This is a genomic window from Sorangium sp. So ce124 (assembly GCF_051525235.1).
Classification (GTDB): Bacteria; Myxococcota_A; Polyangia; order Polyangiales; family Polyangiaceae; genus Sorangium; species Sorangium atrum.
In genome coordinates this window covers 7,507,571-7,527,428 of record NZ_CP150312.1, presented here as the reverse complement: position 1 = coordinate 7,527,428, position 19,858 = coordinate 7,507,571, and the positions used below count along the sequence as shown (strand labels likewise).

Genomic DNA, 19,858 nt, shown 5'->3' with positions numbered 1-19,858 from the left:
CCGCCGGCCACGGCACCGCCGCCACGCGGCAGTGCCAGGCCGCGGCGCGGGGGCGCGAGGGCGCGCCGCCGGAGGGAGTGTTACCTCCCACGGCGCGCCGGCCCACCGATCCCCGCTTGGACGAGCTCGCCTGCCGGCGTAGGCTCGCGCCCATGAGAACGCTCTCCAGGATCTGCGTTTACTGCGGGTCGAACCCCGGCGTATCGCCGGCCTACCGCGAGGTGGCCGTGCGGCTCGGTGAGCTCCTGGCGGCGAGAGGGATCGGGCTCGTGTACGGGGGCGGCCGCGTCGGGCTCATGGGCGCGGTCGCCGACGCGGCGCTCGCGCGCGGCGGTGAGGTGATCGGCGTCATCCCGGGGTTCCTCAACCAGCGGGAGATCGAGCACCGCGGGCTGACCGAGCTCCGCGTGGTCGAGACGATGCACCAGCGCAAGGCGGAGATGGCCGCCCTCGCGGACGCGTTCATCGCCCTGCCGGGGGGCGTCGGGACGCTGGAAGAGCTGTTCGAGGTGTGGACTTGGACGCAGCTCGGCTCTCAGGACAAGCCGGTCGGGCTGCTCGACGTGGCGGGGTATTACCGCCCGCTGATCGCGTTTCTCGATCACGTGGTGGCCGAGCAGTTCATGAAGCCGGCTCATCGCGCCGTGCTGCAGGTCGCCGACGATGCGCCGGCCCTCCTGGAGCTGCTGGCCGCGTGGCGCCCGAGCGCCGAGGCCAAGTGGATGACGCCCGGCGAACGGTAAGCCCGTCGCTCGATGTCCGGCTGAACCCTCCTGCCCGCCCTGACTGGCGGCGCCCTGTCGGAGAGTAAGCAGCAAGGAGCGCGCCATGACCGCCGCTGCGGCGCCCGTCGGGCCACGAGCGGCCCTGCTCCGACGGTCGCTCTCGCTGCGAGCGCACGGCGTCAGCAGGAGCGATCTCTGCCGCCGTTGGCCCGTGCGCCGGCCGCTGAAGCTCGGCAGGCGCGCAGCCTCGGCGGCGCCGCGGGGACCAGGAGCGATGTGCATTCCGTCGACTCGAGCCCTCTTCTCTCGCCCCGTGCGCCGACGCGCGGACACGGAACGCGCGGACAGCGCCCTGCCGGAGAGAGCCCCGGCAAGCATCCTGCATCCACAACCGTCCTCGCCTCCTGAGGCGCCTATCAGGGTGCAGCCCAGTTGCGGCTTTTGCGAGGCTCCAGCAGGAAACGCCTGGACGCGGCGCGTTTTGCTCATCCGTGACAAGTTCATCCGTATCGCGCTCACCGAGCACAACGCCGGCGAGAGCACCTCGCTGTTCAGCGCGCCGCGCGGGTCATGTAGCGGATTGGCGCAGTTTTCAAGGCCGTGACCTCGCCCGGTCGCGACGTGACGCGCGACGTGACGGTCGATGGCTCCATCCCGTCGCCGGCGCGTAACTTGCTAAGACCTGGCGCGGTACGATCCCAATTACAGAAATCGGAGACAAGATGAAGCAGGCCGGGCCGGATCTCCTCTGTTTCTCGCACCTGCGCTGGAACTTCGTCTTCCAGCGACCCAACCACTTGATGAGTCGCTTCGCGCAGGAGAGGCGGGTCTATTTCGTCGAAGAGCCTATGTTCGAGGACGGGCCCCCGAGGCTCGACGCGAGGCACGTCGAGGCCAATCTCACCGTCATCGTCCCCCACCTCCGCCGCCGCGCCGAGCCGGAGGAGGCCCTCGCGCAGCAGCGACACCTGCTCAACTCCCTCGTGCGGGAGCAGGATATCCGGCAGCCGATCCTGTGGTTGTACACGCCGATGTCGCTGCCGATCGCCGCCGACGTGGAGCCATCGCTCGTCGTTTACGACTGCATGGATGAACTTTCCGCCTTCCGGGGCGCCCCGCCGCTGCTCCGGGATCGGGAGCGCGAGCTGTTCGCGCGCGCCGATCTCGTGTTCACCGGCGGCCAGAGCCTCTACGAGGCGAAGCGCGCCCACCACCCGTCGGTGTACGCCTTCCCGAGCAGCGTCGACGCGGCCCACTTCGCGAAGGCGCGCGGGCAGGCCTCGGAGCCGGACGACCAGCGCGGCGTCCCGAGGCCGCGCCTCGGGTTCTTCGGCGTCATCGACGAGCGGCTCGACATGGATCTCGTCGCCCGCGTGGCCAAGGAGCGGCCCGACTTCCAGCTCGTGATGCTCGGGCCGGTCGTGAAGATCGACCCCGCCACGCTGCCCCGGCGGCCGAACATCCACTGGCTCGGCCAGAGACCCTATCAGGATCTCCCGGCCTATCTCCGCGGCTGGGACGTCGCCATCATGCCGTTCGCGCTCAACGAGGCGACCCGGTTCATCAGCCCGACGAAGACGCTCGAGTACCTCGCCGCGGGGAAGCCGGTCGTCTCCACCGCCATCCGTGACGTGGTCACGCCGTACGGCGACAAGAGGGCGGTCCACATCGCCGACGCCTCCACCTTCGCGGCCGCGGTCGAGGCGGCGCTCGCTGGGCCCCGGGAGGAGCACGTCGCGATCGCGGACGAGATGGTGAGCGCGACGTCATGGGACAGGACATGGCGCTCGATGTCGACGCTCGTCGCCGACACACTCCAATCCAAGCGTCCATCGGCCGCCCGGACGGGAGGGGACGTACCGTGTTCGACTACCTGATCGTCGGCGCCGGGTTTGCCGGCAGCGTGCTCGCGGAGCGCCTCGCCTCGCAGATGAACCGGTCGGTCCTCCTGTGCGACAAGCGGCCTCACATCGGCGGCAACGCGTACGACTGCTACGACGACGCCGGGATCCTCATCCACAAGTACGGTCCCCACATCTTCCACACGGCGTCGCCGCGCATCTTCCGCTACCTGTCGCAGTTCACCGCCTGGCGCCCGTACGAGCACCACGTGCTCGCGCACGTCGACGGCAAGCTCGTCCCGTTCCCGATCAACGTGGATACGGTCAACGCCCTCTACGGAACCAGCTACTCGCCCGCCGAGGTCGAGGCGTTCTTCGCGCGCGTCGCCGAGCCGATCAAGCACTGCCGCACCTCCGAGGACGCGGTCGTCAGCAAGGTGGGCCGGGAGCTCTATGAGAAGTTCTTTCGCAACTACACGCGGAAGCAGTGGGGCCTCGACCCGTCGGAGCTCGACGCCGCGGTCGCCTCGCGCGTGCCGGCGCGCACGAACCACGATTCCCGGTACTTCACGGACGAGTTCCAGGCGATGCCGCTGCGCGGCTATACGCGGATGTTTGAGAACATGCTCGACCACAAGAATATCCGCGTGCTCCTGAACACCGATTATCGCGAGTTCATGAACGAGGTGAGCTTCAGGGAGATGATCTATACCGGGCCTGTGGACGCGTTCTTCGACTTCCGCTACGGGAAGCTTCCCTACCGATCAATCGAATTCAGGTTCGATACGCACGACAGGGAGGTCTTCCAGCCGAACGCGGTCATCAACTACCCGAATGAGCACGATTACACCCGCATCACGGAGTTCAAGTACCTCACGGGGCAAGAGCACCCGAAGACGAGCGTCGTGTACGAGTTCCCGAGAGGCGAGGGCGACCCCTATTACCCGGTGCCGCGGCCCGAGAACGGGGAGCTGTACCGGAAGTACAAGGCCCTCGCCGAGGCCACGCCGAACGTCCGCTTCGTCGGGAGGCTCGCGACCTACCGGTACTACAACATGGACCAGGTCGTCGGTCAGGCGCTCGCCACCTTCGACCAGATCCGCGAAGCCACGCTCGACGGCGCGGCGGTGACCGTCGCTGCCTGAACAGACCCATGTCTCGACAGCACCTCGCACAGATCGGTATTCCAGGTTCGGTGCCGCCGACGGCCGACGGCGGCGGCCAAGGTTACCCGCGCCCTCTGCTCCGGAGAGAAGACTGGACCTCGCTGAACGGGCCGTGGGAGTTCGCCCTCGACCCCCGGGCGGAGTGGTCCTCCCCGGCCGACGCGCGCTTCGACCGGACGATCGAGGTGCCGTTCGCCCCGGAGACGCCGCGGAGCGGGATCGGCAACGCCGGCTTCTTCAAGGCTTGCTGGTATCGACGGCGGGTCAAGGTGCCGGAGCTGGACGCGTCCGAGCGGCTCATCCTGCACTTCGGCGCCGTGGACTACCTGGCCAGGGTGTGGATCGACGACAGCTTCGCCGGCGACCACGAGGGCGGTTATACGCCGTTCGAGATCGACATCACCGCGCACGCCAAGGGGCGCGAGGGCGTCACGATCGTGGTGCAGGCGTACGACGATCCGAACGAGCTCGCGAAGCCTCGCGGCAAGCAGGACTGGAAGCTCGAGCCTCACTCCATCTGGTACCCGCGGACGACGGGGATCTGGCAGACGGTGTGGCTCGAGCGTGTGCCGCGCATGCACGTCGATTACCTCAGGTGGACCCCGAACCTCGAGCGCTGGGAGATCGCGGTCGAGGTCCACGTGGCCAACGCGCCGGTGGAGGGCGCGCGCGTCGGGGTGCGGCTGCGGATCGGCGACATGACGATCGCGAACGATCAGTACACGGTCGTTGCCGGGGAGGTTCACCGGCGCATCACGCTCTCCGATCCGGGCATCGACGACTTCCGCAACGAGCTCCTGTGGTGCCCCGAGCGCCCGACGCTGATCGACGCCGACATCGTCCTCTACAATCAGGCCGGCATGGTGATCGACCGCGTGAAGAGCTACACGGCGCTGCGCTCGGTGGCCGTCCGCGGCGACCGCTTCCTCCTGAACGGGCGGGCGTACCTGCTCCGGATGGTGCTCGACCAGGGCTACTGGGACGGGACCGGGATGACCGCCCCCGACGACGAGGCGCTGCGCCGCGACGTCGAGCTCACGAAGCAGATGGGCTTCAACGGCGCAAGGAAGCACCAGAAGATCGAGGATCCGCGGTACCTGTACTGGGCCGACAAGCTCGGCCTGCTCGTCTGGGAGGAGATGCCGAGCGCCTACCGCCACACGCGCAGGTCGATCGAGCGGCTCGCGCGGCAGTGGCTGGAGGCGATCCGGCGGGATCTCAGCCACCCGTGCATCGTCGCGTGGGTGCCGATCAACGAGTCGTGGGGCGTCCCGAACCTGCCCGACAACGCGAACGAGAGGCACTACGTGCAGGCGCTCTATCACCTGACGAGATCGATGGACTACACGAGGCCGGTCATCGGCAACGACGGGTGGGAGAGCGTGGCGACCGACATCATCGGGATCCACGACTACGATCCGTCGCCCGAGCGCATCGCTGGCCGCTACTTCGCGCACGACGTGGTGCCCAGGCTGCTGAAGCGGGAGAGGCCCGGGGGCCGCGCCCTCGTGCTCGATCCGTCCGTCAGCCACGAGACAGCGATCGTGCTGTCGGAGTTCGGCGGGATCGCTGTCGCGCCCGTGAGCGGAGAGAGCGGCACGTGGGGGTACTCGGCGTGCAGGACCCCGGAGGAGCTCGCCGAGCGCTACACGGCGCTCATGAAGGTGATCAACTCCCTCGAGCTCCTGGCCGGCTTCTGTTACACGCAGTTCGCCGACACGTACCAGGAGGCGAATGGCCTCCTCTACGCCGACCGCACGCCGAAGTTCCCGCTGCACAGCATCGCGGCGGCGACGCAGGGGATCTCGCTCCTCGGCCAGAACGAGGCGCCCTCGGCGTCGATCGACGGGGGGCTGGCGGACATGCCGGCGCTGGCGGACATGCCCGGGTTCGCGGACATGGGCGCGCCGCGATGAAGGCGCGCGGGCAGGGTGGGGCGGGCCGTCGTGGAGGCCCACGGGCGCGCGCCGGACCGACGGGCGACGGTGCTGGCGGGGGGGCTCGCCTCATGAGAGACGGCGCCGGGATCGCGCTCTGGGGCGGCGTCGAGTGCACGAACAACCGCGTCGGCGACCGGTACTTCGACCAGCTGGAGCGCACGGGCCACCACGAGCGCATCGCCGACCTCGACCTGCTCGCGGGGCTCGGCATGCGGGCCGTCCGGTATCCGGTCCTCTGGGAGCGCACGGCGCCGAGCGGCCTGCGGAGCGCCGATTTTACCTGGGCAGACCAGCGGCTCCACCGGCTGAGGGAGCTCGGCGTCGACGTGATCGTCGGGCTCGTGCACCACGGCAGCGGGCCGCCGTGGACGAGCCTGATGGAGGACAGCTTCGCGAGCGGCCTCGCGGAGTTCGCCGGCGCGGTGGCGGAGCGCTACCCGTGGGTGCGCGATTTCACGCCGGTCAACGAGCCGCTCACGACCGCGCGCTTCAGCGCGCTCTACGGACACTGGTACCCGCACCGCCGGGACTCGGCCTCGTTCCTGCGCGCGCTGCTCGTGGAGACGCGCGCCACCGCGGCCGCGATGCGCGCGATCCGGCGCGCGCGCCCGGACGCGCGGCTCGTGCAGACGGAGGACTTCTGCACGATCGCCAGCACCCCCAGGCTCGCCTACCAGGCCGCGCTGGAGAACCACAGGCGCTGGCTGAGCCTCGATCTCCTGTGCGGCCGCGTGGGCGCCGCGCACCCGCTCTACCAGCGCCTCCGCGACTGGGGCGTGACCGAGGAGGAGCTCGCGCAGCTCGCGGCGGAGCCGTGCCCGCCGGACGTGATCGGCGTCAACTATTACGTGACGAGCGATCGGTTCCTCGATCACCGCCTCGAGCTCTACCCCTCCTGGACGCACGGCGGCAACGGGCGCGACGCGTACGCCGACGTGGAGGCGGTGCGCGTGGAGGAGGGGATCTTCGGGCACCGCGACCTGCTGCGCGAGGCGTGGCAGCGGTACATGAAACCTATCGCGATCACCGAGGTCCACCTCGGGGGCACGCCGGAGGAGCAGATCCGCTGGCTGATCGAGGCCTGGGAGGGCGCGCACGCGGCCCGCGCGGAGGGCGCCGACGTGCGGGCGGTGACGCTGTGGTCGGCCTTCGGGGCGTACGACTGGGACAGCCTGGTCACCCAGGCGCGCGGCCATTACGAGCCGGGGGCCTTCGATGTGCGGGGGCACGCGCCGCGCCCCACGGCGCTCGCGGTGGTCGCCAAGGAGCTCGCGTCCACCGGCCGGACCGAGCACCCGCTCGCCGGGGCTCCGGGCTGGTGGGGCCGCGACGAGCGGCTGCTCTACGGGGCGCCGCGCTCCGCCGCGCGGGGCATCTGCAGGCCGCGCGAGCGCCCGATCCTGATCACGGGCGCGGGCGGGGCGCGCGGCGCGGCGCTGACGCGCGCGTGCGAGGAGCGCGGCATCCATGTCCGGGCCATGGCGCGCGGCGACCTCGACATCGCCGACGCGTCGGCCGTGGATCGCGCGCTCGTGGAGGTCGGCCCGTGGCTCGTGATCAACGCGGCGGGCTACACGCGCGTGCACGAGGCCGAGGACGAGATCGAGGCGTGCCGCCGCGCCAACGTGGTCGGGCCGACCCTGCTGGCGGAGGCGTGCCGGCGCCGCGGCGCGCGGCTGCTGATGTTCTCGTCGGCCTTCGTGTTCGACGGGAGCAAGCCCGAGCCGTACATCGAGGATGACCCGGTCGCGCCCATCAACGCGTACGGCGAGGCGCAGGCGCTGGGGGAGAGGGGCGCGCTCGACGCGCTGCCGGGCGCGCTGGTCGTCCGCACGGGCAGCCTGTTCGGGCCGCTCGAGGCGCGCAGCTTCGCCGCGCTCGCGCTGTCGATCGTGCAGCGCGGAGAGCTCTTCCGCGCGGCGGACGATCTCTTCGTGTCGCCCACCTACCTGCCGCACCTGGCGCACGCGTGCCTGGATCTCGCGATCGACCAGGCCGAGGGCGTATGGCACGTGGCGAACGACGGGGTCCTGAGCTTCGCCTCCTGGGCGAGGATGATGTGCGACGCGCTCGGCCTGCCGTCGCGCGCGGTGCACGCCTGCCCCGCGCGCACCCTCGGGCTCCGGGCCAACCTGCCTCGCCAGGGAGGGCTCCACAGCCGCCGCCGCGCCGCATTGCCGTCCCTGCCCGAGGCCATCGAGCACTATGCCCGGCACCGGGCGGGACCGATGCTGGCGGCCGGATAGCGCTGGCCCGCGAGGCGCAATCGGAGGGGCGGCAGAGGGGCGGCAGAGGGGCGGCGGAGGGGCGGCGTACGCGCTGCTCGCGTGCGCGGCGCTCTCCAGGCGAAGAAGCGCCGACGTCGAGCGCCCTCGTCAGAGCACGCGCGCGAGGACCACGACCGAGTAGCCGACCGCCGGCTGCTTGCCGGGGTTGTTGTACGAGTGGCGCTGATCGCCGCGGAACACGGCGACATCGCCCGCGCCGAGCGTGAACCGCTCGCCCCCGACCACGAGCAGCAGCCCCCCCGACTCGCACGTCAGGTACTCGCGGGTGCCCGGGGTGTGCGGGACGCCCGTCATCCGCCCGCCCGGGGGGATCTCGATGCGATCCATCTCCATGCCCGGGATCGGGTCCGGCAGGAGCTTGCGGACGAACGCCTGCCCGGGAGAGCGCGTGGGGAGCGTGTCGCGCGCGTAGAGCTGGCACGTGGCGCGGGGCGCGGAGAGCATCTCCTCGATGGAGACCTGGAGCGCGGCGGCGGCCCTGTGCAGCACGCCGAGCGTCGGGTTCGCCGCGCCGGACTCGAGGTGCGCCCAGGTCGCCCGGGGCACGCCGGCGAGCTTGGCCAGCTGCTGCTGCGTCAGCCCGCGCGCCTCGCGCAGCTGCTTGATGTTCTTCGCGAGCCGCCCCGAGAGCTCCGTGTCCTGCTCCATGACCGGAGATTAGCACTCTTCCAAGAGATTGGAGAGCGCTCCAACAAGAGGACCGGCGCGGATTAGGCTGGTGTCGAGGAGGAAGGCACCATGAACGACGAATCGACCGGAAGCGAGGCGCTGATCCAGGCCGGAGCGAGCTCCCGTCCGTCGCTCCCCCGCGCCGCGCGGGGCGAGCGGTTCGCGCCGCGGGCGGCGCTGGTCACCGGGGCGAGCCGCGGGCTCGGCGCCGCGCTCGCCCGGGAGCTCGCGCGGCAGGGCGCGAAGGTGGTCCTGGTGGCGCGCGAGCGCGCGGCGCTCGAGGCCGTCGCGGCCGAGATCGCCGCGCAGGGCGGGGAGGCGCACGCGCTCGCGGCGGACATCGGGGACAAGGGCCAGACGCACGCGATCGCCGGCGCGGCGGCGGCGCTGGTCGGGCCGATCGACCTGCTCATCCACAACGCGAGCACGCTCGGCAAGACGCCGCTGCCGATCCTGCTCGACACCGAGTGCGAGGATCTCGGGCGCGTGCTCGAGGTCAACGTGGTCGGCCCGTTCCGCCTGACGAAGGTGATCGCCGGCGCGATGGCGCTGCGGCGGCGGGGGGTCGTCGTCCACATCAGCTCGGATGCGTCGGTGAACGCCTATCCGCGGTGGGGCGCCTACGGCGCCTCGAAGGCGGCGCTCGATCACCTGAGCCGCACCTGGGCCGCCGAGCTCGAGGGCACGGGCATCGCGTTCTACGCGGTGGACCCGGGCGAGATGAACACGCGGATGCACGCCGAGGCCATCCCCGACGCCGACCCGAGCACGCTGGCCGATCCTGCGGACGTGGCGAGGCGCATCGTCGGGCTCGTCGGCCGCGCCGGCGAGGTGCCGAGCGGCGCGCGCGTCGAGGCCGCGCGGCTCCCGGAGGCGCCATGAGCCCCGCCACGTGGCCCCGCGAGAGCCCGCTGGAGGAGCGGCTCCTCCACGTGGACCCGCGAGAGGGGCGCCTGCGCGACGCGCGCATCGCGGATCTGCCCGCGCTCCTCGAGCCGGGCGATCTCCTGGTCGTCAACGACGGCGCCACGCTGCCGGCCTCGCTCCACGGGGCGACCGAGCGCGGTGAGGAGGTGGAGGTCCGCCTCATCGGCGAGCTGTCCGAGGGGCGCTATTCGGCCCTGCTGTTCGGCGCCGGCGACTGGCACACGCGCACCGAGGATCGCCCGGCGCCGCCCGCCCTCGACGCGGGGGACGCGGTGACGTTCGGAGACGATCTGTCGGCCGTGATCGAGCGGAGGACCGCGTCGCGCCTCGTGGAGATCGCCTTTCGGGAGCGGGGCGCCGCGCTCTGGTCGGCGCTCTACCGGAGGGGGCGCCCGATCCAGTATGCGTACGTCGCGGGCCCGCTCGAGATCTGGCATGCGCAGACGCGTTATGCGAGCCGGCCTCTCTGCGCCGAGCTCCCGTCGGCCGGGCGGCCGCTCGTCTGGGGGCTCTTGCTCGAGCTGATCCGCCGCGGCGTCCGGATCGCCTCGCTCACCCATGCCGCAGGGATCTCGTCGACCGGCGATCCGGCGCTCGACGCGCTGCTCCCGCTGCCGGAGCGCTTCGACATCCCGGAAGAGACGGTGGTCGCGGTGCGTGAGGCCAAGGCGCGCGGGCGCCGCGTCATCGCGGTCGGCACGACGGTGACGCGCGCGCTCGAGGGCTGCGCCGCCCAGCACGGGGGTGAGCTGCGGGCCGGGCCGGGGATCACCGATCTGATCCTTCACCACGGCTTCCGGCCGAGGGTGGTCGACGGGCTCCTGACCGGCGTGCACGATCCGACAGAGAGCCACTTCCGGCTCCTCGAGGCCTTCGCGCCGGCCTCGCTGCTCCACCGCGCGAACGCCCACGCGGAGCAGGCAGGGTATCTCTGTCACGAGTTCGGCGACTCCTATCTTGTCCTCAGTTCCACCGCCGGGCTCTCAGCGATCCGTTCGACTTCCTGACCTGGTTCGAGTTCGCCGAGGGCGACGCAGGCGCCTTCGACGAGCTCGTGGGCAGGTTGCGCGAGACGGAGGAGTGGTCCTACGTGGAGCGGGAAGTCGAAGCGCGCCTGTCGCGCGCATCGTATGGAGTCGGCTCGCGCCGGCCGACCCGTCTTTGCGATCGTTCTCGCCCCGAGATCTGCTGAACCCGAGCACGCCGACAAGACGAAGAAGGCGCCCAGGTCGCCCCGGGCGCGCTCCACGCTGTCGCGATCACTCGCAGGCGTTCGTCGTCGTGTTGCACGTGGCGGGCGAGGTGCAGGTCGAGTCGTCGTTGCACTCGACGCACGTGCCAGCCGCGAGCCCGCCGCCGCACACCGTCTTGCCGGGCAGGCCGTCGGCGGTGCAGTCGGTGCCCGCCGGCGCCGTCGTGAAGCTCGGCATGGCCGGCGTGCCCGTGCACGCGGCGTCCATCAAGCAGACGGTCCATGACACCGGGACGTCCGTGACGTCTTCGTCCGTCGTGGTGCCGCCGTCGCCGTTGCACACGCGCTGCTCGCAATCGCCCGATGTCTGCCCGGACGACGGCACCAACGTGCCCGCTGCGTAGCGCTGGCAGGCGCCCGCACCGTCGCAGGACCCGTTGGTCCCGCACGACGCCGCGCCCGTGTCCGGGCACTCGTCGTCCGGATCGCCGCCGGCCGCGATGGTGCCGCAGGCGCCGTCGACGCCGCGGAGCTTCTTGGCCGCGGAGCACGCCTGGCAGGCGCCGGTGCACGCCGTGTCGCAGCAGACGGAGTCGACGCAGCGCGCGTTGGAGCACTCGGCGTTGGTCCCGCAGGGCGCGCCGTCCGGCTTGGCCTCGCAGGTGCCGCCGCTGCAGAAGCCCGTGGTGCAGTCGTCCGCGACGCCGCACTTCTTCCCGACACCGCACTTGTCGCAGGCCGGAGCGCCCTGGAAGGAGTCGCCGCCGCAGTCGACGTCGGTCTCGTTGCCGTTCCGGTCGGTGTCCATGCAGCCGGGCGTCGCGCACTTGCCGGCCGTGTTGCAGTAGCCGCTCGCGCAGTCCGAACCGAGCGTGCACTCCAGGTCGTCGGCGCAGGGCGCGCAGCCGGAGCCGTCGTCGATGCCCCCGCAGTCGACGTCGGTCTCGCCGCCGTTCAGCAGGCCGTCGGTGCACGACACGTTGACGCACGTGTGCGTGCCCCCCGGATCGCAGATCTGGGGCGCGGTGCAGTGGGTGGCTGCGAGGCAGCCGACGCAGGCGCCGCTGCCGTCGCAGACCTTGCCGCCGGTAGTACAGCTCGTACCGGCGTTCTTCGGTGAGCTGCCCGGAGAGCCGCCCGCGCACGTGCCGACGTTGCATTCGTCGTCGGCCGGCTTGTCGGTGTCGTCGCGGATCGACGTCGTGCCGCCGTCGCCGTCGCAGACCTGCTGCTTGCAGTCACCCGCCGTCTGGCCCGCCATCGTGGCGGTGCCGTCGGGCACGTTGGTCGTGCCGCAGCACCGCGCTTCGCACGTGGCCTTCACACACTCCGTGGTCGGGGCCGGGCAGTCGGCGATCGTGTCGCACGGCATTGCGCCGCCGGCGCACGCCATTGAGCCGCCGGTGCCGCCCGAGCCGCCGGTGCCATCCGAGCCGCCGGTGCCATCCGAGCCGCCGGTGCCGCCCGAGCCTCCGGTGCCATCCGAGCCGCCGGTGCCGCCCGAGCCGCCGGTGCCATCCGAGCCGCCGGTGCCTGATGACGAGCTGGCGCTGCTGCTCGTCGTCGTGCCGCCGCCGGAGCCACCGGTCCCGCCGTCGCCGCCGGCGCCGCCCGTGTCGGGGATCCGGCTGCGATCGACCGCGACGATAAGCTCGCAGCCGGTCACGTTCACCGTGAGCGCGCCCGCCGCGAGCACCAATGCAGGGAGGAAAGTCGTTTTCTGGTTCATGCCAACAAGCACATTGGCCAGGGGGTCAGACCTGACCTGGCGGCGAGCCTACAGCAAAAGGCATAAGGAATCGCCGGTTTTCGCCGATGAGTCGAATCGGTGAGGTCCGGCACCGCTCGCGGCTCGATCGCGCGTCGTCCGCGGCGCCGAGTTCCGCGTCGGGTGTGCGCGTTCGGAGGGCGGCCGGCTGCCCCACATCGGGCCACAGCAGACGATGACCCAGCCGCTCGCGGGCATGGATCCAACGCGGGCCCGACCGCCGACGCCCGAGATGGGGGGCCCGCGCCGGGCGCCCTCTTTCGCCGCACGAGGGGGACGCCGCCAGATCGCGCCCTTGACCGCCGCCCGTTCATGAGTAAATAAACATTTACCTGATGTCGCGAGACGAGAAAAAGGAGACGCGGCGGGCGCTCCTCGACGCCGCCGCCGAGGAGTTCGCGCGTCATGGGCCCGACGGGGCCCGCGTGCACGCCATCGTGGGGCGCGCCGGGGTCAACGAGCGCATGATTTACCATCATTTCGGGAGCAAAGATGGCCTCTACCGCGCGGTCCTCGAGGACCAGTGGTCCGGCCTCATCGAGGGGTGGCGGCCGGCGCTCGAGGCGTCGGCGGCGCTCGAGCCGCGCGAGGGGCTCTGGCGCGCGTTCACGATGTTCTTCCGGCTGCTCCTCTCGCGCCCGCTGTGCATGCCGCTCGCGATGCACGAGGCGATGAGCGGCTGGCAGGCCGCGCCGCCCGCGACGCTCGCGATGCTGCCATCGCAGCTGCGCGATCTCTACGAGCGAGGTCAAGCCAGCGGGGTGTTCCGGCGAGACTGCGATTTCGAGCTCCTTTATTGCACCGTCGTCGGGGCGCTGGCCGGGATCGGCATCTTCGGGCCGCGCTTCTCGGACCTTCGGGCGCGCCTCTCGTGCGATGTCGAGCTTGCCGCGCGCCTCGGCGAGCAGACCGTGAGCCTCGTGCTGGATGGCGTGACCACGCCTGGATGGGGCGGCCGCGCGGGCGCCGGAGAGACCACGTGACGTGAGCCTCGTTCATCCGTCATCGCCCGCGGGTCGTCGCTGATCAATCGTTGTCAATCGATCGTTTCTCGACAAGGAGAGCGCGTATGAACGTTGATGTCGTCATCGTGGGCGGCGGTCCGACCGGCCTGATGCTGGCCTGCGAGCTGCGGCTGGCCGGCGTGCGTCCCGTCGTGCTGGAGCGGTTGCCCGAGCCCACGGGGCTCTCCAAGGCGCTCGGCCTCGGCGGGCGTGCCGTGGAGATCCTCGACCACAGGGGCCTTCTCGATCGCTTTCGCGCGGAGCAGAGCGCCGCAGAAATGACGCGCTTCGTGCACTTCGGCGGGATCCCGCTGGCCGTCGGCGGCGAGCACGCGCGCGTCTCCAGGCGCTTCCTGAGCATCCATCAGGCGCGCATAGAGGCGCTGCTGGAGGAGCGTGCGCGCGAGCTGACGACGGAGATCCGTCGAGGTCACGAGCTCATCGGGCTGGAGCAGGACGGGGAGGGCGCGACGGTCGCCGTCCGAGGCCCGGACAGCGACTACGTGCTTCGAGCGCGCTTCGTTGTGGGGTGTGACGGCGGCCGCAGCGCCGTGCGCAAGCTGTCCGGGATCGGCTTTCCTGGTCTCCCGCCCTCTCGGCTCCTGCGCCTCGCCGACGTCACGCTGGCCGAGGGCGCGACGGAGGACGGGCACCTCGTCCTCTCCGGTGGTCGCCGCGTTCGCTTCGGGCTCGGCGGGATCGCCCTGGTTCCCCTGGGAGCGGGCGTGTTTCGCGTGGTCACCTCGGAGCCGTATCCGCAGGACTTCGACCGCGACGCGCCGATGACGCTCGACGAGCTGCAGGCCAGCGTTCGCGCGGCGCTCGGCGAGGATCTGCCCGTCCGCGAGGTGCGGTGGTTGTCTCGGTTCACCGACGCCAGCCGGCAGGCGGATACGTACCGCGCGGGCCGCGTGCTGCTCGTGGGCGACGCGGCGCATATCCATCTCCCCGCCGGCGGGCCAGGCCTCACCACCGGATTGCAGGACGCGGTCAACCTCGGCTGGAAGCTGGCCGCGGAGGTCCGCGGCTGGGCGCCGCCGGGGCTCCTCGACACCTACCACGCGGAGCGGCACCCCGAGGGCAAGCGCGTGATCATGCACACCCGGGCGCAGGGCGCGCTGATGATGCGGGACGAGCGCGTCGCCGCGCTGCGCGAGCTGGTCGGCGAGCTGCTCAAGCACGAGGAGAGCCTGCGGTATGTCGTCGAGATGCTGGACGCGGCCGACGTCCGTTACGAGATGTCGACCGAGCCCGGCGAGCAGCATCCGCTGCTCGGGCGATGGGCGCCGGACGTCCCGCTGACGACGCAGAAGGGGGAGACGCGGGTCGCGCAGCTCATGCACGGGGCCAGGGGCGTGCTGCTGGACATGACCGGCGGCGCCGCGCTCGGCGGCGTGGCTGCGCCCTGGGGCGATCGCGTGGACGTCGTGAGCGCGCGCTGCGCAGCGCTGCCGCGCCCGGCGGAGGCGATGCTGATTCGCCCCGACGGCTACGTGGCCTGGGCGGCCGCGGCAGGCGAGCCCGAGGCCTCTGCCCACCGCCGGCTGCGCCGCGCGCTCACCACGTGGTTCGGCGCGGCCTGCGGCACCTCGGTCGCGGCTTGAGCCAGCGGCGTGCAGCGCCGGCGCAGATCCGGTAGAGGGCATCGCCCATGGCCGAGCCGTCCGAGACCCCTTTCGATCTGCTGGGCGGCGAGCCGGCGGTGCGCCGGCTCGTCGAGCGCTTCTACGACCTCATGGGCCGCGACGAGCCGGCGCTCGCGCGCCTCCACGTCTGCGACGAGGCGGGCCAGGTCGCCCGCGAGAGCCGCGATCGATTCGCGCTCTTCCTGATCGGCTGGCTCGGCGGGCCGCAGGACTACATCGCGGCGCACGGCCACCCGCGGCTGCGGATGCGCCACGCCCGCGTGCCGGTCGACGTGGCGATGCGCGACGCATGGATGCGCTGCATGCGGGCCGCCATGGCCGAGATCGACGTGCCCGCGCCGCTCCGCGCCTTCCTCGACCAGCGCTTCGCCGAGGTGGCGGACTTCATGCGAAACCGTCCTGGCTGACTGGAAGCGCCGGCCGGCGCGGCGCGCAGGGTCGCGCGCGTCTCGACGCCCCCACCGCTCCCCGATTTTCCGTACGATACGTCGTCCGCTCTCGTGAGGTCGCGCGAGACGCCTGCCGCCAGCGCACGGGGATCCGCTGCGCCAGGCAGGCGTGCAGCGCCTGGAACCCGTGCGGGGAACGATGTCCCAACTCGACGAGCACCCGATGACCAAGCCCGCTCCGCCGGACGGAGAGCGCACGCCGCCGCCATCGGGAGCCCTCCCCCGTCACGAGCCGGATCGGCAGGGGCCGGGCAAGGGGGAGCGCAGCCCATGGCCATGGGTGAAGCGCTTCTTTCGCGAGGTGGACTGGCCCAATCGGGTGGTCCTGGGCGTCTCGGGCCTCGTCTTTGGGGCGGTGCCGTTCTTCTGGTCGCCGGAGCGCTTCACTCCGGTCATCGAGGGGCGCGGCGAGCTCGTGGACGCCGCGGTCTCCGCGGTCCCGCTCGCCATGGTCTTCGTCGGGGCCATGGCGCCTCAGGCGTTCGTCGTGGGGCGCTTCCTTCGGCGCCTGTGGCGGGATCTACCCCCAGGGACGGGCTTGATCCGGCTGAAGTCCATGGGCCGCGGCGGCGTCTTGATCGCTGTCGGTCTGCTGGTGAGCACGTTCGTCACGGTATGGGGGGTGGCGTTGTGGTACGCGGTCCACGGGGACCAGCACACGAGCCCGCAGTACAGGGTTGTCTCCTCGGTCATCGCTGCCCTCATGCTGACGCTCGGCACGCTGCTGACGATCCTGCAGTCGTGGGAGTCCGCCGCGAGGCCTTCGAGGGGCGAGTCCGAGTACCGCACCATCGGTGACCTTCGCGCGCTCGAAGCCAGGTGGATCGGGGCGCGGCGCTGCGCGGCCAACCTGAAGCACCCCTCCACGGGCGACGGCGATGATCCGCGCGGCGCGCACCTCATCGGGCTGTCGCTCTCCGGCGGAGGGATTCGCTCGGCGACCCTGTGCCTCGGCTTCCTGAAAGGACTCGCCACGATCCCGACGAAGAGCGGCGAGGTGATCCTCAAGTACGTCGATTACATGAGCTCCGTCTCCGGCGGCGGCTGGGCGGGGGGCGCGCTCACGGCGCTGACGTCCGGCGTTCACCCGAAGGGGGACGCGGAGCCCCGCTTCAAGCCGCTGGAGGCCGACTCATGGAACCGCCTCCTCGACAGGATCCGCCTGCGAGGCGACTACCTCGTCCCCGGCGGGATCGGCCTCACCGCCAACACGCTCCAGCCGCTCCTCATGATCTTGGTCGGCGCGATCGCCAACGCGCTGTCGCTCCTCACGGCCGGGTTCGCGGCGCTCGTCCTCCTCTACCACTCGAGCTCGAGGTCGGGGTTCCTCGCGCGCGCGGTCAAGCGCGGCGTGGCCGAGGTCGTCTCGCGCTTCGATGGAGCGCGATCTCTGTTCTTCACCACGGCTCCCGCGGAGCCGGGCACGCTGCCAGGCGCGATCGCGGCAGAGCTCCCTGTGCTGGACATCCTCGTGTTCGTCCTCGCGTTCGCAGGAGGTGTCCTCCTCTTGGCCTTGCTCGTCATGTACGCCGGGATCCTCCTCTCGCGGCCGTCCGTCCACGAGGCGGGGACCCGGGTCGCCGCTCGCGTGGCGCTGCTCGCGGCGCTCACGTGGTGCTCCCTGCTCGCGCTGCGGGCCGATCCCCTGCTCACCCTCCTCGCCCTGTGCGCTGCACTGGCCCTCGCGCTTGCCGTCCTGCTGAGCCGCCTGAAGCGCGAGCAGCTCCTCGCGGTCATCGGGGTCGCCGTCAGCGGACAGGTGTTCGCGCTCGGCTTCACGGCGCTCTACGATGTCGTGAAGGGCGTCACGTCGGCATGGGCGAACGTCCTCCGGTGGCTGCTCTTCGCGCCGATCCGGCTCACTCAGTCGATCGACGGGCTCGTCCGCGTGCCTGGCCAGCACGACCCGCTGCACGTCGTCGAGCTGATGGTCGTGGCCGCGCTCAGCCTTGTGTTCATCGGGCTCAGCTTCATGACATCGAGGAACCATACGGGCCTTCACCGGTTCTGGGCCAACCAGATCCGCCGTGCGTACCTGTCGCTGCCGGGCGACTCCGACCGGCCGGCCAGCGATTCTCCCTCCGCCTGGCCGCTCGCCGCGTTGAGGCCCTCGAACCAGCCGCGCGTCGAGAGGACGTACGCGGCGGATCCAGCGCCCTGGAACCTGGGCGGGCCGCACCGCGGCGCGCCGCTCCACGTCGTGACCGCCACGGTCAACACCCCGGGGTCGGACGACCCTGTCCTCTACAAACGGGGCACCGCGCGGTTCGAGTTCAGCCCCTATGCCGTCGGCGGGCCCGCGACCGGGTGGGGGCCAGCCGAGGCCTATGGCGACACGCTCACCCTGGCCCATTCGATCGCCATCAGCGCTGCAGCCGTGAACAGCCAGGGCGGCACGCTGATCCCGCGGTGGGCGCGCGTCGTCCTCACGGTGCTCAACTGCGGTCTCGGCCTCTGGGTCCAGAACCCGCGCTTCGCGAGGTCTGCCGGCGATCCGCACGTGCTCTTCCGGAGGTGGGCGCACTTCTGGAGCGCCTATCAGTTCAAAGAGATCTTCGCGCGGAACAAGGAGAGCGACACGCTGGTCTTCGTCTCCGATGGCGGTCACCACGACAACCTGGGACTGACAACGCTCGTCGAGCGGGAGTGCGAGCTCATCCTGTGCATCGACGCCAGCGCCGACCCCGAGTGGACGTGCGACGAGCTCGCGAAGGCGGCGCGGATCCTGCGCGTGGACCGCGGGCTCGACTTCGAGCTGAGGCGCGAGGACCTCGAGCGCGTTCGCCCGAACGATCCGCGAGGCACCTGGGAGCAGCGCACACCGCGCACGCCGATCCTGGTGGGGAAGTTCAAGCTGGATCCGGGCGCGAAGACCGGGGCGACCGAGAAAGATACGGCGACCAAGGAGGTCACGGTCGTCTACGTCAAGGCCGGCCTCTTGCCGGGGCTGCCGCTCGACGTCCAGCGATATGCGGAGTCTTACCCCGAGTTTCCGCACCAGACGACCGCCGATCAGTTCTTCGACGAAGCGCAGTTCGAGGCGTACCGGCTGCTCGGCGAGGCGCTCGCTCGCGAGGTCGTGCGCACGCTGGACGACGCGACGGGGAGCGCGGGCCAGAGTTGGGCGAGCACGGTGAATGATCTTCGCCCCGAGCCCCGCGCCGTCGGACCCGGCGACGTCGCCAGCCGCGTCACTCCGGCTTGAGCGCGGCGAGCGTTGGCCGTGGCCGGCGCGCTCGATAGCCCCTGGAGCTGCGCGGCGTGGACGCGTCGCGTAGGCGTGGATGCGTCGCGCAGGCGTGGACGCATCGCGTAGGCGTCGCTCGGTCGCTTTCTGCGCCACCGGCGCAGCGATTTCGTGAATCCTCCACCCCGCGTCGGGGCTTCTCCGGACGAAGGATGGAGGAGCTCATGAAAAGCAATGTGGGGAAGATGGATCGGTTGCTGCGTGGTCTCGGTGCACTTGCGCTGCTGGTGTGCGCCTGGGCGGCGCCGCTGACGCTCGTGACGCGCCTCACCGTGTTCGGTCTGTCGGCTGTGTACATGATATTTACGGCGCTCTCGGGCACGTGCTTCGGGTACGCTCTGATCGGCAGATCCACATGCCCCCTCCAGCGGAGCTGAGGCGCGGAATGGAAGCATCGAGAGCACACGAGCCGGTCTTCACGGCGGCGGCGCGCGGCGATGACGGCGCGCTGGAGCTGCTCGTCCGCGCTTACCATGACCGCGTGTACCGCTTCGGGCTGCGCGCGTGCCGCGACGCCTTCGACGCCGACGACGCGGTCCAGGAGGCCTTCACGAAGCTCGCGCGCCGCCCCGACGTGGTGCGCGATCCGGGCGTCCTCTCCTGGCTGATGACGGTGGTCCGGAACGCGTGCCTGCGCATGCTTCGCCCCTTCGCGCAAGAGCGCGCGCGGCTGGGAGATCGGGTGGACGACATCGACGCGGTGCCCTCGGGCGATCTCGACCCTCAGGCAGCATTCGAGCGCTGGCGGCTGGTCCGCGCCGTGCATGAGGCCATCGCCGTGCTGGAGCGGCCCTATCGAGAGGTGCTCGTGCTGCGCGACGTCGAGGGGCTGACGGGCGAGGAGGTGTGCCAGATGCTCGGGCTCGGCGAGGCGGCCATGAAGAGCCGTCTGCACCGGGCGCGGCAGCTGGTGCGGCGGGAGGTCCTCCGGCAGGAGGGCGCGCCTTCCGCCTCATGGGTGCGGGGAGGGGAGGAGAGGAGAAATTAGCCATGTTC

15 protein-coding genes and 1 pseudogene are annotated in these 19,858 nt (G+C 71.3%); 14 read left to right on the top strand and 2 right to left on the bottom strand.

Annotated features, from left to right (window positions below; genetic code table 11):
- Positions 1 to 152 precede the first annotated feature (152 nt).
- The 5 genes from WMF19_RS28185 (at position 153) to WMF19_RS28165 (ending at position 7,918) form a co-directional block, all read left to right on the top strand.
- Positions 153 to 743 carry a TIGR00730 family Rossman fold protein gene (locus tag WMF19_RS28185; RefSeq protein ID WP_437893192.1) on the top strand — a complete coding sequence of 197 codons (591 nt, stop codon included), beginning with the start codon at positions 153 to 155 and terminating at the stop codon, positions 741 to 743.
- A gap of 704 nt (positions 744 to 1,447) precedes the next feature.
- The gene (locus WMF19_RS28180; RefSeq protein WP_437893191.1) at positions 1,448 to 2,602 is read left to right on the top strand and encodes a glycosyltransferase family 1 protein; all 1,155 of its coding nucleotides are present in this window, start codon (positions 1,448 to 1,450) and stop codon (positions 2,600 to 2,602) included.
- Positions 2,587 to 3,711: a UDP-galactopyranose mutase gene (gene glf / locus WMF19_RS28175; protein WP_437893190.1), complete on the top strand. Its 1,125-nt coding sequence runs from the start codon at positions 2,587 to 2,589 to the stop codon at positions 3,709 to 3,711. The genes WMF19_RS28180 and glf overlap by 16 nt, the downstream gene beginning before the upstream one ends.
- Before the next feature lie 8 nt (positions 3,712 to 3,719).
- Positions 3,720 to 5,648 carry a glycoside hydrolase family 2 protein gene (locus tag WMF19_RS28170; protein ID WP_437893189.1) on the top strand — a complete coding sequence of 643 codons (1,929 nt, stop codon included), beginning with the start codon at positions 3,720 to 3,722 and terminating at the stop codon, positions 5,646 to 5,648.
- Positions 5,649 to 5,740: 92 nt separating this feature from the next.
- Complete coding sequence (locus WMF19_RS28165) at positions 5,741 to 7,918, top strand: family 1 glycosylhydrolase (protein WP_437893188.1); 2,178 nt, start codon at positions 5,741 to 5,743, stop codon at positions 7,916 to 7,918.
- Positions 7,919 to 8,047: 129 nt separating this feature from the next.
- On the opposite strand, the gene WMF19_RS28160 is transcribed toward WMF19_RS28165, so the two are convergent.
- Entirely contained in the window at positions 8,048 to 8,608 is a 561-nt protein-coding gene (locus WMF19_RS28160) for a helix-turn-helix domain-containing protein (protein WP_437893187.1), read from the bottom strand.
- Between the two features lie 90 nt (positions 8,609 to 8,698).
- Between WMF19_RS28160 and WMF19_RS28155 the strand changes: the two genes are divergently transcribed.
- The 3 genes and pseudogenes from WMF19_RS28155 to WMF19_RS28145 all read left to right on the top strand — a co-directional run.
- Positions 8,699 to 9,511 carry an SDR family NAD(P)-dependent oxidoreductase gene (locus tag WMF19_RS28155; RefSeq protein ID WP_437893186.1) on the top strand — a complete coding sequence of 271 codons (813 nt, stop codon included), beginning with the start codon at positions 8,699 to 8,701 and terminating at the stop codon, positions 9,509 to 9,511.
- Complete coding sequence (locus tag WMF19_RS28150) at positions 9,508 to 10,563, top strand: S-adenosylmethionine:tRNA ribosyltransferase-isomerase (RefSeq protein WP_437893185.1); 1,056 nt, start codon at positions 9,508 to 9,510, stop codon at positions 10,561 to 10,563. The genes WMF19_RS28155 and WMF19_RS28150 overlap by 4 nt, the downstream gene beginning before the upstream one ends.
- A pseudogene (locus tag WMF19_RS28145) lies at positions 10,524 to 10,748 on the top strand (hypothetical protein); the annotation flags it as partial. The gene WMF19_RS28150 and the pseudogene WMF19_RS28145, both read left to right, overlap by 40 nt.
- Positions 10,749 to 10,815: 67 nt before the next feature.
- On the opposite strand, the gene WMF19_RS28140 reads toward WMF19_RS28145, so the two are convergent.
- The gene (locus WMF19_RS28140; protein ID WP_437893184.1) at positions 10,816 to 12,477 is read right to left on the bottom strand and encodes a hypothetical protein; all 1,662 of its coding nucleotides are present in this window, start codon (positions 12,475 to 12,477) and stop codon (positions 10,816 to 10,818) included.
- Positions 12,478 to 12,851: 374 nt separating this feature from the next.
- On the opposite strand from WMF19_RS28140, the gene WMF19_RS28135 reads away from it, so the two are divergent.
- The 6 genes from WMF19_RS28135 (at position 12,852) to WMF19_RS28110 (ending at position 19,850) form a co-directional block, all read left to right on the top strand.
- The gene (locus WMF19_RS28135; protein WP_437893183.1) at positions 12,852 to 13,499 is read left to right on the top strand and encodes a TetR/AcrR family transcriptional regulator; all 648 of its coding nucleotides are present in this window, start codon (positions 12,852 to 12,854) and stop codon (positions 13,497 to 13,499) included.
- 86 nt (positions 13,500 to 13,585) lie between these two features.
- Complete coding sequence (locus WMF19_RS28130; protein WP_437893182.1) at positions 13,586 to 15,124, top strand: FAD-dependent monooxygenase; 1,539 nt, start codon at positions 13,586 to 13,588, stop codon at positions 15,122 to 15,124.
- Positions 15,125 to 15,171: 47 nt separating this feature from the next.
- Complete coding sequence (locus tag WMF19_RS28125) at positions 15,172 to 15,573, top strand: group II truncated hemoglobin (RefSeq protein ID WP_437893181.1); 402 nt, start codon at positions 15,172 to 15,174, stop codon at positions 15,571 to 15,573.
- A 205-nt stretch (positions 15,574 to 15,778) separates the two neighbouring features.
- Positions 15,779 to 18,820: a hypothetical protein gene (locus tag WMF19_RS28120; protein ID WP_437893180.1), complete on the top strand. Its 3,042-nt coding sequence runs from the start codon at positions 15,779 to 15,781 to the stop codon at positions 18,818 to 18,820.
- 206 nt (positions 18,821 to 19,026) lie between these two features.
- The gene (locus tag WMF19_RS28115) at positions 19,027 to 19,239 is read left to right on the top strand and encodes a YgaP-like transmembrane domain (protein WP_437322974.1); all 213 of its coding nucleotides are present in this window, start codon (positions 19,027 to 19,029) and stop codon (positions 19,237 to 19,239) included.
- 8 nt (positions 19,240 to 19,247) lie between these two features.
- Positions 19,248 to 19,850, top strand: a complete 603-nt coding sequence (locus tag WMF19_RS28110; RefSeq protein WP_437893179.1) for an RNA polymerase sigma factor — start codon at positions 19,248 to 19,250, stop codon at positions 19,848 to 19,850.
- Positions 19,851 to 19,858 lie beyond the last annotated feature (8 nt).

Coding starts and splice junctions, on each gene's coding strand:
- WMF19_RS28125 (WP_437893181.1), top strand. CDS start 15,172: ATGGCCGAGCCGTCCGAGACCCCTTTCGATCTGCTGGGCGGCGAGCCG.
- WMF19_RS28160 (WP_437893187.1), bottom strand. CDS start 8,608: ATGGAGCAGGACACGGAGCTCTCGGGGCGGCTCGCGAAGAACATCAAG.
- WMF19_RS28180 (WP_437893191.1), top strand. CDS start 1,448: ATGAAGCAGGCCGGGCCGGATCTCCTCTGTTTCTCGCACCTGCGCTGG.
- WMF19_RS28150 (WP_437893185.1), top strand. CDS start 9,508: ATGAGCCCCGCCACGTGGCCCCGCGAGAGCCCGCTGGAGGAGCGGCTC.
- WMF19_RS28140 (WP_437893184.1), bottom strand. CDS start 12,477: ATGAACCAGAAAACGACTTTCCTCCCTGCATTGGTGCTCGCGGCGGGC.
- WMF19_RS28155 (WP_437893186.1), top strand. CDS start 8,699: ATGAACGACGAATCGACCGGAAGCGAGGCGCTGATCCAGGCCGGAGCG.
- WMF19_RS28185 (WP_437893192.1), top strand. CDS start 153: ATGAGAACGCTCTCCAGGATCTGCGTTTACTGCGGGTCGAACCCCGGC.
- WMF19_RS28130 (WP_437893182.1), top strand. CDS start 13,586: ATGAACGTTGATGTCGTCATCGTGGGCGGCGGTCCGACCGGCCTGATG.
- WMF19_RS28165 (WP_437893188.1), top strand. CDS start 5,741: ATGAGAGACGGCGCCGGGATCGCGCTCTGGGGCGGCGTCGAGTGCACG.
- WMF19_RS28170 (WP_437893189.1), top strand. CDS start 3,720: ATGTCTCGACAGCACCTCGCACAGATCGGTATTCCAGGTTCGGTGCCG.
- WMF19_RS28115 (WP_437322974.1), top strand. CDS start 19,027: ATGAAAAGCAATGTGGGGAAGATGGATCGGTTGCTGCGTGGTCTCGGT.
- WMF19_RS28135 (WP_437893183.1), top strand. CDS start 12,852: ATGTCGCGAGACGAGAAAAAGGAGACGCGGCGGGCGCTCCTCGACGCC.
- WMF19_RS28120 (WP_437893180.1), top strand. CDS start 15,779: ATGACCAAGCCCGCTCCGCCGGACGGAGAGCGCACGCCGCCGCCATCG.
- WMF19_RS28110 (WP_437893179.1), top strand. CDS start 19,248: ATGGAAGCATCGAGAGCACACGAGCCGGTCTTCACGGCGGCGGCGCGC.